Source organism: Mesorhizobium sp. B2-3-10, assembly GCF_006442275.1.
GTDB classification, from domain to species: Bacteria; Pseudomonadota; Alphaproteobacteria; order Rhizobiales; family Rhizobiaceae; genus Mesorhizobium; species Mesorhizobium australicum.
Map to the genome: position 1 here is coordinate 306,286 of NZ_VFVT01000006.1, position 14,060 is coordinate 320,345.

10 protein-coding genes are annotated in these 14,060 nt (G+C 64.7%); 9 read left to right on the plus strand and 1 reads right to left on the minus strand.

Features of this window, described 5'->3' with window-relative positions; all coding sequences use genetic code 11:
- Positions 1 to 24: 24 nt before the first annotated feature.
- The 4 genes from FJ943_RS19580 (at position 25) to FJ943_RS19595 (ending at position 5,494) form a co-directional block, all read left to right on the plus strand.
- Positions 25 to 321, plus strand: coding sequence for a sarcosine oxidase subunit delta (locus FJ943_RS19580; RefSeq protein ID WP_015317398.1), 297 nt, complete (start codon positions 25 to 27; stop codon positions 319 to 321).
- Entirely contained in the window at positions 318 to 3,311 is a 2,994-nt protein-coding gene (locus FJ943_RS19585; RefSeq protein ID WP_140723947.1) for a sarcosine oxidase subunit alpha, read from the plus strand. The genes FJ943_RS19580 and FJ943_RS19585 overlap by 4 nt, the downstream gene beginning before the upstream one ends.
- Positions 3,304 to 3,891 carry a sarcosine oxidase subunit gamma gene (locus FJ943_RS19590; RefSeq protein ID WP_140615887.1) on the plus strand — a complete coding sequence of 196 codons (588 nt, stop codon included), beginning with the start codon at positions 3,304 to 3,306 and terminating at the stop codon, positions 3,889 to 3,891. The genes FJ943_RS19585 and FJ943_RS19590 overlap by 8 nt, the downstream gene beginning before the upstream one ends.
- Positions 3,892 to 4,051: 160 nt before the next feature.
- Complete coding sequence (locus FJ943_RS19595) at positions 4,052 to 5,494, plus strand: MFS transporter (protein ID WP_140723950.1); 1,443 nt, start codon at positions 4,052 to 4,054, stop codon at positions 5,492 to 5,494.
- 22 nt (positions 5,495 to 5,516) lie between these two features.
- Here the strand turns inward: FJ943_RS19595 and FJ943_RS19600 are convergent, their stop codons facing one another.
- Positions 5,517 to 6,221, minus strand: a complete 705-nt coding sequence (locus tag FJ943_RS19600) for a nitroreductase (RefSeq protein WP_041163815.1) — start codon at positions 6,219 to 6,221, stop codon at positions 5,517 to 5,519.
- A 225-nt stretch (positions 6,222 to 6,446) separates the two neighbouring features.
- On the opposite strand from FJ943_RS19600, the gene FJ943_RS19605 reads away from it, so the two are divergent.
- The 5 genes from FJ943_RS19605 to FJ943_RS19625 all read left to right on the plus strand — a co-directional run bounded on the left by FJ943_RS19605 (position 6,447) and on the right by FJ943_RS19625 (position 14,050).
- The gene (locus FJ943_RS19605; protein WP_023769828.1) at positions 6,447 to 6,989 is read left to right on the plus strand and encodes an XRE family transcriptional regulator; all 543 of its coding nucleotides are present in this window, start codon (positions 6,447 to 6,449) and stop codon (positions 6,987 to 6,989) included.
- Positions 6,990 to 7,058: 69 nt separating this feature from the next.
- A complete protein-coding gene (locus FJ943_RS19610) occupies positions 7,059 to 9,512 on the plus strand; it encodes an FAD-dependent oxidoreductase (RefSeq protein ID WP_140723953.1) in 2,454 nt (817 codons plus the stop codon).
- Positions 9,509 to 10,414: a homocysteine S-methyltransferase family protein gene (locus tag FJ943_RS19615; RefSeq protein WP_140723956.1), complete on the plus strand. Its 906-nt coding sequence runs from the start codon at positions 9,509 to 9,511 to the stop codon at positions 10,412 to 10,414. The genes FJ943_RS19610 and FJ943_RS19615 overlap by 4 nt, the downstream gene beginning before the upstream one ends.
- Entirely contained in the window at positions 10,407 to 11,588 is a 1,182-nt protein-coding gene (locus FJ943_RS19620; protein WP_015317390.1) for a pyridoxal phosphate-dependent aminotransferase, read from the plus strand. Before FJ943_RS19615 ends, FJ943_RS19620 begins: the two co-directional genes overlap by 8 nt.
- Positions 11,585 to 14,050, plus strand: a complete 2,466-nt coding sequence (locus FJ943_RS19625) for an FAD-dependent oxidoreductase (protein WP_140723958.1) — start codon at positions 11,585 to 11,587, stop codon at positions 14,048 to 14,050. Before FJ943_RS19620 ends, FJ943_RS19625 begins: the two co-directional genes overlap by 4 nt.
- Positions 14,051 to 14,060 lie beyond the last annotated feature (10 nt).

Sequence of the window (14,060 nt, forward strand, 5' to 3'; positions counted from 1 at the left end):
ACAAGGCTTCATTAGGAACATTCCGTGCTGATCACTTGCCCCTATTGCGGCCCGCGCGATGTCATTGAGTTCACCTATCAGGGTGACGGCAACCGCGAACGTCCCGACCCCGCCTCGCAGAATTTCGAGGCCTGGAATGCCTATGTCTACGACCGGCTGAACCCGGCCGGCGACCACAACGAGATCTGGCAGCATTCCGGCGGCTGCCGGGCTCACCTGAGGGTGGTGCGCAACACGCTGACGCACGAGATTTCCAGTGTCGCCTTCGCGCGCGGCGATCACAGCTCGGCCGCGCGCCGCAAGGCGGAGGACAAGCCATGAGCCCGCGCCGCACCGACACCGGCGGCCGCATAGACCGGCTGAAGACGATCCGCTTCACCTTCGACGGCGTTGCCTATGCCGGGCATGGCGGCGACACGCTGGCGTCCGCGCTGCTGGCCAATGGCGTCACCCTGTTCGGGCGTTCTTTCAAATACCATCGGCCGCGCGGCCTGCTGAGCGCCGGCGTCGAGGAGCCCAACGCGCTGGTCACGGTGCTGAAGGGCGAGGTGCGCGAACCCAACATCCCGGCGACCATGGTCGAGATCCATGACGGGCTGGTCGCCGTCAGCCAGAACCGTTTCCCCTCGCTTGCCTTCGACATCCATGCCGTCAACCAGTTCGGCGGAAAACTGCTGTCGGCCGGGTTTTACTACAAGACCTTCATGGGACCGGTTGTCGGCCCGCTGAAAGGCACGCGCTTCTGGATGTTCTGCGAGCATTTCATCCGCCGCGCCGCCGGCCTCGGCAGCGCCGGATCGGCGAAGGACCCGGCCCGCTACGAGCGCATGAACGCCTTTTGCGACGTGCTTGTGGTCGGCTCAGGACCGGCCGGCCTGATGGCCGCCAAGGCAGCCGCCGATCAGGGCGCCCGCGTCATCCTGGCCGATCTCGAGCCGCGCTTCGGCGGTTCGGCCAACTGGTCCGGCGAAACCATCGATGGCGCACCCGCCGCTGATTGGGTGCGGCGCACCGTGGCCCAGCTTGAGGCGCGAGACAATGTCCGGCTTCTGCCGCGCACCACCGTCTGGGGCTACTACGACAACAATACGCTTGCCGCGCTCGAGCGGGTCAGCGACCACAAGGCGCAGCCCGCCAAGGGGGAGCCGCGCCATCGCTACTGGGCGATCCGCACCGGATCCGTCGTGCTGGCCACCGGCGCCTTCGAAAGGCCGCTGGTGTTTCCCGGCAATGACCGGCCCGGCGTGATGCTGGCGCATGCGGCGGAGCGCTACGCCAACGAATTCGGCGTGCTGCCGGGGCAGCGGATCGTGCTGTTCACCAACAATGACAGCGCCTACCGCTCGGCGCTGGCGCTGAAGCAGGCCGGTGCGGCGGTCGTTGCCATCGTCGACGTGCGCCCGCAACCATCCGCCGAGATGGGCGCCCTGGCCGGCGAAGCCGAGGCGGAACTGCTTTCCGGCCATGCGGTGGTCGCCACGGAAGGCGGCAAGGCCTTGTCCGGCCTCAAGGTTCAGCGCTTCGACATGGTCGCGGGTACGCTGAGCGGTGATGCGCGCAGCATCCATGCCGATTGCCTGCTGATGTCCGGCGGCTGGTCGCCGACCATCCATCTGGCCAGCCAGGCCGGCGCCAAGGCTGAATGGAACGCGGCCCGGCAGGCCTTCCTGCCGCCCAAGCCGACGCAAAGCTGGATCGGCGCCGGCGCGTTCACCGGCAGCTTTTCGACGGGAGAGGCAATCGCTGAAGGGCGCGCCGCAGGCCTTGCCGCGAGTGGCGGCACCGCCACGCCGACGGCGCTGCCCACTGTCGAGGCAGCTCCCGGAGATCCAGATCCCGCGCCTGTGTTCGAAATCAAGGGCAGCGGCAAGAGCTTCGTCGACTTCCAGCACGACGTCACGGCGGAGGATGTCCGCCTGGCGCATCGCGAAGGCTTCGTCTCGGTCGAGCACCTGAAGCGCTACACCACACTCGGCATGGCCACCGACCAGGGCAAGAGCTCCAACGTTCCCGGCCTCGCCATCATGGCGGAAGCGCTGGGCAAGCCGATCCCGGAGGTCGGCACGACCCGCTTCCGGCCACCTTTCGCGCCGGTGTCGATCGGCTCGCTGGCAGCGGAGCGCTTCGGCGATCTCAAGCCCGAGCGGCTGACCCCGATGCATGACTGGCATGTCGACAATGGCGCGACCATGTACTCCGCCGGCCTCTGGTACCGGCCGATGATCTACGGGCTTTCGGGCGAAACCGTCGAACAGGCCTATGTGCGCGAAGCCAAGGCGACGCGCGAAAGCGCGGGCATCGTCGATGTCTCGACGCTGGGCAAGATCGCCGTGCAGGGTCCCGACGCCGCCGCATTCCTCGACCGTGTCTACACCAACATGTTCTCGACGCTCGCCGTCGGCAAGGCGCGCTACGGGCTGATGCTGCGCGAGGACGGCTTTGCCTTCGACGACGGCACCACATGGCGGCTGGGCGAACAGGATTTCCTGATGACCACCACCACGGCCAATGCCGGCAAGGTGATGCAGCATCTGGAATATTTCCTCGATGTGATCTGGCCGGAACTCAAGGTCCACGTCACCTCGGTGACCGACGAATGGGCGGGAGCCGCCATCGGCGGCCCGAAAGCGCGGCAGATTTTGGCAGCCTGCGTCACCGGCACTGCCGTGGACAACGCCACCTTGCCCTTCATGGGCATCGTGCACGGCGAGATCGCAGGCGTTCCGGTGATGATTTGCCGGCTTTCCTTCTCCGGCGAAATGGCCTTCGAAGTCTATTCCGGCGCCGGCCATGGCACCCATGTCTGGGAAGCACTGGTCGAGGCCGGTAAGCCGTTCGGGCTGGTTACCTACGGCCTCGAGGCGCTGGGCACGATGCGCATCGAGAAAGGCCATGTCACCGGCGCCGAGATTGATGGCCGCACCACGGCGCGCGACCTGCATCTCGACTGGATGCTGTCGAAGAAGAAGCCGTTCATCGGCTCCGCGATGATGGATCGGGAAGGTCTCGTCGCGTCCGAGCGGCTGGAACTGGTCGGCCTGATCGCGCTCGACAACCGGCCGCTCAATGGCGGCGCGCACATTGTCGAGGACGTCGACGAAGCCAATCCGCACGGCTCGATCGGGCACATCACCGCCTGCTGCTATTCGCCGGCGCTCGGCAAGCATATCGCGCTGGCGCTGGTCAAGGGCGGCAAGGCCAGGAACGGCACGCGTGCGCATGTCTCCGATCCCTTGCGCAACCGCTTCGGGCCCGTGGAGATCGTCTCCAACCACTTCTACGATCCGGAAGGGACCCGCATGCATGGCTGAGCGTCAATCGCCCCTCGAGCCGGAGTTCCATGTCGGCTCGCACGGCAATTTCGAACATGGCGTCGAGATCCTGCTCACCGAAACCAGGCTGGGCTCGATCGTGCAACTCGCGGCATGGCCAGGCGAGGAGAAGAAACTGATGGAGGCCATCCGCACCGTCACCGGGCTTGCTCTGCCCGATGGCGCCGGCGGCGGCTCGAGCGACGGCGTGAAAGCGGTATTCGGCTTCGCGCCGGGAAAATTCACGGTGACCGATGAAGCCGAAGGACTGGCCCTAGCATTGACCAAGGCGGTAACGCCGGCGATCGGCACGGTGACGGACCTGTCGCATGGCCGCACCGCGATCCGCATTGCCGGGCCGAAAGCCGAATGGGTGCTGTCGAAATTCTTCGCCATCGACTTCGCCCTGCCTGCCTTTCCGGTCGGCGCCGGCCGCTCGACAACGCATCACGATGTCTTCGCCCAGATCCAGCGCACCGGCACCGACCAGTTCGACATCTATGTCTTTCGCTCCTTCGCGCGCTCGTTCTGGAAGGCGCTCTGCCACGCCAGCGAGGAAGTCGGTTACGAGGTGCAGTAGGCATGCGGTCTTAGAGCCGCGGCCTCTGGCCTCAATGCCGGCTGGTTCTGCCGCTAGAGAATCCTGCCGAAGGCGCCCAAGGTGGAAAACGTGGTCGTCCAACCGGCCCGAGGGGTGAAAATCCCGGTTTAGAGTCGGCATATTTGGTTCGAACATCCCCATGACCGCTGAACTATCCACCGGCGCTACCGATCGCGCCGATGTGCCGGCCAGAGCCGTGCTCCTGCTGCCGCTGACGGTCGCCTGCGGCGTGTTCATGACCAGCCTCGACCAGAATGTCGTGGTGACGGCGCTGCCGGGCATCAGCGAAAGCCTTGGCCGTCCGCCAAGCCAGCTCGGCCTGCTGATCACCGTCTACGTCGCCAGCCTGATCATCTCGATGCCGCTCGGCGGCTGGGCGGCCGACCGTTTCGGCCTGCGCAACGTCTATTGCTTTGCCTTGCTGGTGTTTGCCGCTTCTTCGGCCATGTGCGGGCTCTCGAACGACCTCTGGATGCTGGTTAGCGCCCGCGCGCTGCAGGGCTTCGGCGGCGCGCTGATGGGAACGCTCGGCCAGGTCGTCATCCTGTCGACCTTCCCGCGCAGCCGGACCTTGAAGATCAACATGTACATCTCGCTGGCCGGCCAGTCCGGACCGCTGGTCGGTCCGCTCGTCGGCGGCGCGCTGACCACCTACATCTCCTGGCGCTGGATCTTCTTCATCAACGTGCCGTTCGCGCTCGCGGCCGCAATTCTTGCCGCCTCGCTGTTCCCGACAATGACCAAGCCGGTGCGCACGCGGTTCGATTTTCCAGGCTTTTTGCTGGTCGGCAGCGGCATGGTGCTGCTGGTCTTCGGCATGGACTCGCTGGCGGCGAAAGACGCCGCCGGCGGCATGATCGCGGCCGAGCTTGCGCTGGCGCTCATCATCCTGACGGCCGCCTCCTTCTACTGCCTTCGCGTGCGCAATCCGCTGCTCGATCTCAAGCTCCTGCGCATCCGCACCTTCCGCATCTCGTTTCTTACCGGCGGCGGCCTTGACACGATCGGTCTCAGCTCCGTCGTCTTCCTGCTGCCGCTGATGTTCCAGCTCGGCTTCGGCATGAGCGCGGTGCAGGCGGGATCGCTGACCTTCGTGGCGGCGGTCGGTTCGGTGGGTATGCGTATCTTCATGCCACGCCTCCTCAACCGTTTCGGTTTTCGCCGCGTGCTGGTCTTGAACACGCCCGTGGTTGCCGCCATGGTCGCGGGCTTCGCCTTGGTGCAGGCAACGACCCCGGTGTGGATCACGCTCACCTACATCTTCGTCTTCGGAGTCTTCCGCTCGGTGCAATGGGCCTCAACCGGCAACCTCGCCTATTCCGACATCGCGCCCGAACAGCTCGCCCGTTTCAGCGCGCTCTACTATATCCTGTGGCAACTGGCGGTCGCCATCAGCGTCGGCCTGGCGGCTGCGATGCTGTCGTTTCTCGCCGGCGGCGGGCCGGCCGTCGCCAGCGACTTCCGGATCCTGTTCGTGATCGAAGGCGTCATCACGCTCTGCGCGCTATCAGCCTATCTCAAGCTGACGCCGCAGGACGGCGCCCATGTCAGTGGCCACGGCGCGCACATGAATACGGAATAGCGGGCTTGCGCCGGACGGGAGCCTATTCGCTGAACGTCACCCATTCCTCGAGCGGCTCACGCTCGGTGCGGAAGGCGTTCTCGGGCTTGGAAGTGTCTTCATAGCCGAGCGCCATGCCGCAGACGACGATCTCCTCGTCGGGGATGCCGAGCACCGGCCGGATCTGCCGGTGATAGGGCGCGAAGGCCGCTTGCGGACAGGTATGCAGACCCCTGCCCCGCGCCGCGACCATGATGTTTTGCAGGAACATGCCGTAATCGATCCACGAACCCTGGTTGAGCCGGCGGTCGATGGTGAAGATCATGCCGACCGGAGCGTCGAAAAAAACGAAGTTGCGGTCGTGCTGGGCGCGCATCTTGTCGACTTCCCTACGGCCTATGCCGAGCGCGCCATAGAGGCCGAACCCGTTGGCCCGGCGGCGGGTGAGATAAGGCTCGAAGAACTGGGTGGGATAATAGCGATATTCGTCCCAGTCGGCTTTTTCCGCGCGGATTCCGGAATTCATGATGGCATCCGTGATCCGCTGCTTGCTCCCGCCCTTGGTAACGTAGACGCGCCACGGCTGCATGTTGGTGCCGGAAGGAGCGCGCGCAGCAACAGTCAGTATGTCACGGATCGTCTCGTCGTCGATCATGTCGGGCAGAAATGCGCGCACCGAACGGCGCGACATGATCGCATCGTCGACGATTTCGGCGTCAACCGCGATTCGAGCCTTCTTTTCCAGCATGGGCCGTCCCTTAGCCGTGTTCTCGATCGGACGTCCCCACTCGCCGCTCGCGGCGGAGGCTTTGCATGAACCGTCAAAATCCTGCAAGCAAATCTTGAGCATTGGTGAAAATCTACTTGATTTTTTCATGAGCTTCATTTCTCATGAAATTCGCCTGAAAATTTTCATGAAGTGAGCGATTTGGCCTCCCCTACCGCACGAACATTGCAGGGACCTGGCGAACGAGTGCTGGCCGGCGACATCAGGGCGCTGCGCCGGGTGCGCGGGCTTACGCTGGCCGAGATCGCGCTGAAACTCGGCCGTTCGGTCGGCTGGGTAAGCCAGGTCGAGCGCGGCCTGTCGACGCCGTCGCTCAGCGATCTCAGGGCCTTCGCCGAGTTGTTCGGCGTGCCGATCAGCCTCTTCTTCAGCCATGACGTGCCCGTGGAAAGCGAGCGCGGCGTCGTGGTACGCGCCGGCAAGCGCCGCACGCTTGGCACCAGCGAATCCGGCCTCGTGGAGGAGCTTCTGTCACCGGACCTCGGTGGTACCTTCGAGATGGTGCGGTCTGTCTTCGCGCCGGGCGCGGAGTTGAAGAACGAGGCCCGCCGGCCGACCGAGGAGGCCGGATACATCGCGTCCGGGCAGTTCGACATCGAGATTGCGGGCGTCTGGCACCGGCTTGGCGAAGGCGACTCCTTCCGCTTCGAAGGCAAGCCTTACCGCTGGCGCAATCCAGGCAGCGAACCGGCGGTTGTCATCTGGGTGGTATCGCCACCGGTCTATTGATGCATGTCGCCGACGACATGCATCCATAAAGCAAAAGAAGCGCGGCGCGCTTGAGATTGGGAGAAGAACATGGCGGGTTTGCCGAGCACGGCGCGCGTGGTGATCATCGGAGGTGGCGTTGTCGGTACCTCGTCGCTCTATCACCTGGCCAAGGCCGGCTGGACCGACTGCGTGCTCCTGGAAAAGAACGAGCTGACCTCCGGCTCGACCTGGCATGCGGCCGGCAATGTGCCCACCTTCTCCTCCTCCTGGTCGCTGATGAACATGCAGCGCTATTCGACCGAGCTCTATCGCGGCCTGGCCGACGCCGTCGACTATCCCATGAACTACCATGTCACCGGCTCGCTCAGGCTCGCCCACACAAAGGAACGCATCCAGGAATTCCAGCGCGCCAAGGGCATGGGCCGTTACCAAGGCATGGACATAGACGTGATCGGGCTCGACGAGATCAAGCGCCGCTACCCCTTCCTCGAAACGCATGACTTGAAGGGCGCGCTGTACGATCCGAGCGACGGCGACATCGACCCGGCACAGCTGACGCAGGCGCTGGCCAAGGGCGCGCGCGACATGGGTGCGAAAATCATCCGGTTCTGCCCCGTGACAGGCGTGCGCCGCGAAAAGGACGAGTGGGTGGTCGAGACACCGCAAGGCGAGATCCGCTGCGAGATCGTCGTCAATGCAGCCGGCTACCGTGCCGCCGAAGTCGGCAGGATGTTCGGCCGCGAAGTGCCGATGATGGTGATGAGCCACCAGTACATTTTGTTCGAGGAAATCCCCGAACTCGCCGCCTGGTCGAAGGAACAGGGCAAGAAGCTGCCGCTGCTGCGCGACGTCGATACCTCCTATTATCTGCGCCAGGAAAAGGCGGGCATGAATCTCGGCCCCTATGAGCGCAATTGCCGCGCGCACTGGGCCACCCACAACGATCCCATGCCGGACGATTTTTCCTTCCAGCTCTTCCCCGACGACCTCGACCGGCTGGAACATTACCTGGCCGACGCCGTCGCCCGTGTGCCGATCCTCGGCACCGCCGGCCTCTCCAAGGTCATCAACGGCCCCATCCCTTATGCGCCGGACGGCAATCCGCTGATCGGGCCGATGCCCGGCGTTCCCAACGCCTTCGAGGCTTGCGTCTTCACTTTCGGCATCGCCCAGGGCGGCGGTGCCGGCAAGGTGCTGGCCGAATGGGTTACGCAAGGCCGGACCGAATGGGACATGTGGTCGTGCGATCCGCGCCGCTTCACCTCCTTTGCCTCCGCGCCGGACTATTGCGTGGCCAAGGGCATGGAGATCTACGGCAACGAATACGCCATCCAGTTCCCGCGCCATGCCTGGCCGGAAGGACGTGACAGGAAACTGTCGCCGATCCACGATCGAATCAAGGCGCTGGGTGCCCGTTTCGACGCCTATAATGGCTGGGAACGCGCCACCTGGTACGCGCAAGACGGCGACGACGTCTCCGAGGAGGCCACGCTGACCTTCCGTCGCGACGGGCCCTGGCAGCAGCGCGTGCGCGAAGAGTGCCTGGCTGTCCGCGACGCCGCCGGCATCCTCGACCTGCCCGGCTTCTCGCGCTTCAATCTCGAAGGCCCTGGTGCCGCCGAATGGCTGAGCCGACAGGTGACCGGCCTGGTGCCGAAGCCCGGCCGCATCGGCCTGGTCTATTTCTCCGATGACAAGGGCCGCATCGTCACCGAAATGTCGGTGGTGCGCCATGGCGAGGAGTCCATGACGCTGATCACCGCGGCGGTGGCACAGTGGCATGACTTCGAATGGCTGAAATCCCACATGCCCGGGGATGCGGCGTTCAAGCTGATCGACCGGACGGAAGAATTCTCCACGCAGATCCTGGCCGGTCCCAACTCGCGAAAAATCCTTGCCGACGTCTGTGACGCCGACCTGACCTTGCCTTGGCTGACGCATCAGGAAACCAGGATTGCCGGGCGCTGGGCCAGGCTGGTCCGCGTCTCCTTCGCCGGCGAGCTCGGCTGGGAGATCCACACGAGGGTCGACGACACTGCCGCGATCTTCGATGCGATCTGCGCTGCCGGGCAGAATCATGGGCTGAAGCCGTTTGGCATGTACGCACTGGATTCGCTGCGGCTCGAAAAAGGCTACCGCACCTGGAAGGGCGATCTGTCGACCGACTATTCGATCCTGCAGGGCGGTCTGGAGCGCTTCGTCAAATGGGAAAAGCCCGATTTCCGCGGCAAGGCGGCCCTCCAGAACGAAAAACAGCAAGGCGTGAAGAAACGCTTCGTCACGCTGGTGGTCGAAGATCCCGGCGATTGCGACGCGCCTTACATGTCGACCCTTTGGCATGACGGCCAGATCGTCGGCGAGACGACGTCGGGGGGCTGGGGCCATCGCGTCGACAAGTCGATCGCGCTCGGCATGCTGCGCGCCGACCTGACCGAACCCGGCACATCAGTTGAGGTCGAGATCTTCGGCGATCGCTTCAAGGCGATCGTGCAACAGGACGAACCATTGTGGGATCCCAGGAACGAAAGACTGCGCGCATGAAGAACGTTATCCTCACCGATGGCGGCATGGGCCAGGAGTTGGTGCGGCGCAGCCAGTCCGAGCCGACGCCGCTGTGGTCGGCCAGGGTGCTGATCGACGAACCGGACCTTGTGCGCGGCCTGCATGCCGAATTCATCAACGCCGGCGCCCGCGTCATCACCATTAACACCTATTCGGCGACGCCCGAACGCCTGGCGCGCGAAGGTGCGGAAGACCTGTTCAAGCCATTGCAGAAGCGTGGCATCGAGCTCGCCAGGCAAGCGCGCGACGAGGCCGGCGACGCGGCGATCGCCGGCTGCCTGTCGCCGCTCTTCGGCAGCTACGCGCCGGCGCTGACGATCTCCTACCAGGAGACGCTCGACATCTACCGCCGCATCGTCGCCGAGCAGGCGGACGGTGTCGACCTGTTCCTTTGCGAGACCATGGCGTCGTCGGAGGAAGCGCGCGCGGCGGTCACCGCCGCATCGGAAAGCGGCAAGCCTGTCTGGGTGTCATGGACGCTGGCCGATCACGGCACGCCGCGCTTGCGCAGCGGCGAGACGATTGCGTCGGCGGCCGATGCGCTCGGAAATCTGCCGGTGGCGGCGCGGCTGCTCAACTGCTGCCGCCCGGAAGCGATCGCGGCGGCCTTGCCTGAACTGATCGAGCTTGGCGGCCCGGTCGGTGCCTATGCCAATGGCTTCACTTCCACCGAAGCGCTCAGGCATGGCGGCACGGTGGATGTACTGCATGCCCGCCACGACCTCGGTCCGGATGCCTACGCCGACCAGGCCGTCGGCTGGGTGGAAGCGGGTGCGGACATCGTCGGCGGTTGCTGCGAGGTCGGTCCTGCCCATATCGCCGCCTTGCGCGACCGGCTGCAACAGGACGGCTACGCGATCACGGGAGTCTCACATGCCTAAACCATCATCGCGCATCACCGGCATTGTTCCATCGGGCAAGGACGGCTGGGAAGTTCATTTCGCCGCCTGGGCCCGCAAGGAAGCCGGCGAGGACATTATCATGCTGTCGGTCGGCGACCACGATTTCGACACGCCGTCGGAGACGATCGAAGCCTGCGTTGCGGCGGTTCGCGGCAGCAACCATCACTACACGCCGCTGCCCGGCCTGCCGCGCCTGCGCAAGGCGATGGCGGCGGCCTCCAGCGCCTGCACCGGTGTCGAGACGACGCCGGAAGAGGTCATCGCCACGCCGGGCGGCCAAGCAGCACTTTACGCGGCCGTGCAGGCCGTTCTCGACCCGGGCGACCACGCCATCGTGGTTGCCCCCTACTATGCCACCTATCCCAACACCTTCAGTGCCGCCGGTGCCAGTTTCACCGTCGTCGAGACACCGGCCGAGGATGGGTTCCAACCGCGCGCGGACATGATCCGTGCCGCACTCAAGCCCAACACGCGCGCCATACTGATCAACACGCCGAACAACCCGACCGGTGCCGTCTATTCGCGTGAGCGGCTGGAACAGCTGGCCGAAATCTGCCGCGAGCACGATCTCTGGCTGCTGTCCGATGAGGTCTACTGGACGCTGGGCGGCGGCGAGCATGTCTCGCCGCGCTCGCTGCCCGGCATGGCCGAGCGCACGCTGGTGATCAATTCGATGTCCAAGAGCCACGGCATGACCGGCTGGCGCATGGGCTGGCTGACCGGGCCGGAAAAAATGATCACGCTGCTGATCAATCTCAATTTGGTGACGACCTACGGCCTGCCGGCCTTCATCTCCATCGCTTGCGCCGAGGCGCTGGAGCAGCACTATGGCGTCAAGGACATCGCCGAACGCTACGCGGCGCGCCGCACCGTCCTGCTCGATGCGGTGCGCGGCATGAACGATGTCACCGTGCGCGGTTCCGAAGGCGGCATGTATGTCATGCTCGACATATCTGATGTCGAACCCGACGACGAGAAATTCGCCTTCGCCTTCCTCGACAAGGAGAAGGTCGGCGTCATGCCGGGCTCGAGTTTCGGCGAAGCCGCGGCCGGCCATATCAGAATCAGCCTGTGCCAGCCCGAACCCGTGCTCAGGGAAGCAGCCGCCCGGCTGCGCCGTTTTGTTTCCAGCTACCGTCGTGAGGCCGCATGACCGCCAGGAGCCTTCCCACGAAAGCCATCCCCACCAAGGCAAGGGCCGTCATCATCGGCGGCGGCGTCTCCGGCTGCTCGGTCGCCTACCACCTGGCCAAGCTTGGCTGGACCGACATCGTGCTTCTGGAGCGCAAGCAACTGACCTCGGGCACGACATGGCACGCCGCCGGGCTGATCGGACAGTTGCGCGGCTCGCAGAACATGACCCGGCTGGCGAAATATTCGGCCGATCTCTACGTCAAGCTGGAAGCAGAGACCGAGGTCGGCACCGGCATGCGCCAGGTCGGCTCGATCACCGTGGCGCTGACCGAAGAGCGCAAGCACGAGATCTACCGGCAGGCGTCGCTCGCCCGCGCCTTCGACGTCGACGTGCGCGAGATTTCTCCCAATGAGGTCAAGGAGATGTACCCGCATCTCAATGTCTCGGACGTGGTCGGCGCCGTGCATCTGCCGCTCGACGGCCAGTGCGACCCGGCCAACATCGCCATGGCGCTGGCCAAGGGTGCGCGCCAACGCGGCGCCACAATCGCGGAGAATGTGAAGGTCACCAAGGTCCATACGAAAAATGGCCGCGTCTCCGGCGTGTCCTGGGCGCAAGGCGAAGGCCAGGGCACGATCGAGACCGATATCGTCATCAACTGCGCCGGCATGTGGGCGCGCGACCTCGGCGCCCAGAACGGCCTGAACATCCCACTGCACGCCTGCGAGCACTTTTATCTGGTCACCGAGCCGATCCCCGGCCTTGGCCGCCTGCCGGTGCTGCGCGTGCCGGACGAGTGCGCCTACTACAAGGAAGACGCCGGCAAGATGATGCTCGGTGCCTTCGAGCCGGTGGCCAAGCCATGGGGCATGGACGGCATCCGCGAGGATTTCTGCTTCGACCAGTTGCCGGAGGACATGGACCATTTCGAACCGATCCTCGAAATGGGCGTTAGCCGCATGCCGATGCTGGCGACCGCCGGCATCCACACTTTCTTCAACGGGCCAGAAAGTTTCACCCCTGACGACCGCTATTATCTCGGCGAAGCGCCGGAGTTGCGCGGCTACTGGATGGCGACCGGCTACAATTCGATCGGCATCGTCTCGTCGGGCGGCGCCGGCATGGCGCTGGCGCAGTGGATCAACGATGGCGAAGCCCCGTTCGACCTGTGGGAAGTCGACATCCGCCGCACTCAACCCTTCCAGAAGAACCGCCGCTATCTCAAGGAACGCGTCTCCGAAACGCTCGGCCTGCTTTATGCCGACCATTTCCCCTATCGCCAGATGGCAACCTCGCGTGGTGTGCGCCGCTCGCCCCTGCACGAGCATCTGAAGGCGCGCGGCGCCGTGTTCGGCGAAGTCGCCGGCTGGGAGCGTGCCAACTGGTTCGCCCGCGAAGGCCAGGAGCGCGAATATCGCTATTCCTGGAAGCGGCAGAACTGGTTTGATAACCAGCGCGAGGAGCATCTGGCGGTCCGCAACAAGGTCGGCCTGTTCGACATGACGTCGTTCGGCAAGATCCGCGTCGAGGGCCGCGACGCCTGCACCTTCCTGCAAAGACTCTGCGCCAACGACATGGACGTGGCGCCGGGCAAGATCGTCTACACGCAAATGCTTAACCAGCGCGGCGGCATAGAGAGCGACCTCACCGTGTCGCGGCTTTCGGATACGGCCTATTTCCTCGTCGTGCCGGGCGCCACGCTGCAGCGCGACCTCGCCTGGCTGCGGCGGCATGCCGGCGACCAGTTCGTCATCATCACGGACGTAACCGCCGCTGAAAGCGTGCTCTGCGTGATGGGCCCGGATGCGCGAAAACTGATCCAGAAGGTCAGCCCCAACGACTTCTCCAACGAGAACAATCCGTTCGGCACGTTCCAGGAGATCGAAATCGGCATGGGCCTCGCCCGGGCGCACCGCGTCACCTATGTCGGAGAGCTCGGCTGGGAGCTTTACATCTCGACCGAACAGGCCGCCCATGTCTTCGAGGCCATCGATGAGGCCGGCGCCGATGTCGGGCTAAAGCTCTGTGGACTGCACACGCTGGATTCCTGCCGCATAGAAAAGGCTTTCCGCCATTTCGGACACGACATCACCGATGAGGACAATGTGCTGGAGGCGGGCCTCGGCTTCGCGGTGAAGACGGCCAAGGGCGATTTCATCGGCCGCGATGCCGTGCTGAAGAAGAAGGAGGCCGGATTGGACCGCCGCCTGGTCCAGTTCCGCCTCAAGGACCCGCAGCCTCTGCTCTTCCACAACGAAGCGATCCTGCGCGATGGCAAGATCATCGGTCCGATCACTTCGGGCAATTACGGCCATCATCTCGGCGGAGCGATCGGGCTGGGCTATGTGCCGTGCCAAGGGCAGGGCGAGGCGGATGTGCTCGCCTCGACTTATGAAATCGAGATCGCCGGCGAACGGTTTGCGGCTGAGGCATCGCTGAAACCGATGTACGATCCGAAATCGGAACGGACGAAGATGTAGCGGCGCTTTT

Bases quoted from the DNA above. Each gene is read 5' to 3' on its own strand.
- FJ943_RS19600 (WP_041163815.1), bottom strand. From the start codon at position 6,221: ATGCTGGAAAAGAAGGCTCGAATCGCGGTTGACGCCGAAATCGTCGAC.
- FJ943_RS19625 (WP_140723958.1), top strand. From the start codon at position 11,585: ATGACCGCCAGGAGCCTTCCCACGAAAGCCATCCCCACCAAGGCAAGG.
- FJ943_RS19585 (WP_140723947.1), top strand. From the start codon at position 318: ATGAGCCCGCGCCGCACCGACACCGGCGGCCGCATAGACCGGCTGAAG.
- FJ943_RS19590 (WP_140615887.1), top strand. From the start codon at position 3,304: ATGGCTGAGCGTCAATCGCCCCTCGAGCCGGAGTTCCATGTCGGCTCG.
- FJ943_RS19615 (WP_140723956.1), top strand. From the start codon at position 9,509: ATGAAGAACGTTATCCTCACCGATGGCGGCATGGGCCAGGAGTTGGTG.
- FJ943_RS19610 (WP_140723953.1), top strand. From the start codon at position 7,059: ATGGCGGGTTTGCCGAGCACGGCGCGCGTGGTGATCATCGGAGGTGGC.
- FJ943_RS19595 (WP_140723950.1), top strand. From the start codon at position 4,052: ATGACCGCTGAACTATCCACCGGCGCTACCGATCGCGCCGATGTGCCG.
- FJ943_RS19620 (WP_015317390.1), top strand. From the start codon at position 10,407: ATGCCTAAACCATCATCGCGCATCACCGGCATTGTTCCATCGGGCAAG.